The sequence below is a fragment of the Mesorhizobium sp. LNHC252B00 genome, from assembly GCF_000502955.1.
Taxonomy (GTDB): Bacteria; Pseudomonadota; Alphaproteobacteria; order Rhizobiales; family Rhizobiaceae; genus Mesorhizobium.
In genome coordinates this window covers 1-1,264 of sequence record NZ_AYWO01000079.1, presented here as the reverse complement: position 1 = coordinate 1,264, position 1,264 = coordinate 1, and the positions used below count along the sequence as shown (strand labels likewise).

2 protein-coding genes are annotated in these 1,264 nt (G+C 61.5%); one reads left to right on the top strand and one right to left on the bottom strand.

The window, feature by feature from the left end; all coding sequences use genetic code 11:
* Positions 1-481 (bottom strand): YHS domain-containing protein (locus X744_RS0139170; protein WP_156938661.1); only part of this gene is annotated, 481 nt, incomplete at its 3' end.
* A gap of 237 nt (positions 482-718) precedes the next feature.
* Between X744_RS0139170 and X744_RS139810 the strand changes: the two genes are divergently transcribed.
* A partial coding sequence (locus tag X744_RS139810) for a glycosyltransferase family 25 protein (protein WP_023763223.1) occupies positions 719-1,264 on the top strand: 546 nt, incomplete at its 3' end.

Below are 1,264 nucleotides of genomic sequence, written 5' to 3'. Positions count from 1 at the left end.
CCAGCGCCATGCCGCAGATCGGGCAGGAGCCGGGCTTGTCGCGGATGATCTGCGGATGCATGGGGCAAGTGTATTGCGTGCCCTTGGGCATCGGCGCCGGCGCTGGCCCGTCGCCGAGATAGGTTTGAGGCGCCGCCTCGAACTTCGCCTTGCAGCCGGCCGAACAGAAATAGAAACCCTGGCCTTCATGGCGGACGAAATACCTGGCGTCGGCGCGGTCGACGCTCATGCCGCAGACAGGGTCGACTGCGATCAGGTGGCTTCCCGGCTCGGCCTTGAACTTCGAACGACAGCGCTCGCTGCAGAAATGATAGAGGCGGCCGCCATGCTCGGATGTCGGCTTGCCGGCGGCCGGCTCCACCGCCATGCCGCAGACCGGATCGCGCAGAACCGCATCCGAGCCTCCGCCCGTGCCCTTTGCCGCGCAGCAGCCGCCACCATGGGCGCCATGCGTGTGATGATCGTGATCTGAATGCGTCATTTCGATGCCTCGATGCAATGCTTCGAAGCAGAGGTAGTGCTTCCAGTAACTGGAAGGTCAAGGGCTGTTTTGACCTTTCACATTCAGGAGTTGGGGAGTCGTCGGATCGGAAGAATTTCCCTATACAAACGCGCTATCGATGCTAAACGTTGCTCGCTAGAATTGCCGTGTCAAAATTCTTCTCATTAAAATTGTTGCGCTCTGGCAGCTTGGTGCCGCCTTGGATTCGTTCAACAGATGAAGCGTCTGGTCATCAACCTCGATCGGTCTCCCGACCGGCTTGCGCATATGAGGGCGGAGTTTGCGCGCATCGGCCTCGGATTCGAGCGGGTCGCCGCAATCGATGCAAGGGACCGGCCAGACCTCGCGCTGGAGCGCCAGCATGCACGATATGCGGTGCGACGTCTGTCCGGCAGCGAGATCGCATGCTTGCACAGCCATCGCGCCTGCTGGGCCATCATCGCGCAAGACGACTCGCCCTTCGGCGCCGTCTTCGAGGACGACATGGTGTTTTCCGCGAAAGCCGGTGCGTTGCTTGCCGATACGAACTGGATCCCCGCCGACGCCGATGTCGTCAAGCTCGAGACATTCTTCCACACTACCGTGATCCAGCGGGAGAGGTTGCCCGTCGGCGGCGGGTTTTCGCTGTTCAGGCTCCGCAAGCACCACATAGGCACGGGCGGTTACCTGCTCTCCCGGCAGACGGCACGCGCGCTTCTCGAGACAACCGCCGATGTCAATGTGGCGGTGGACAATCTCGTCTTCGATCCCACATTCGCGATC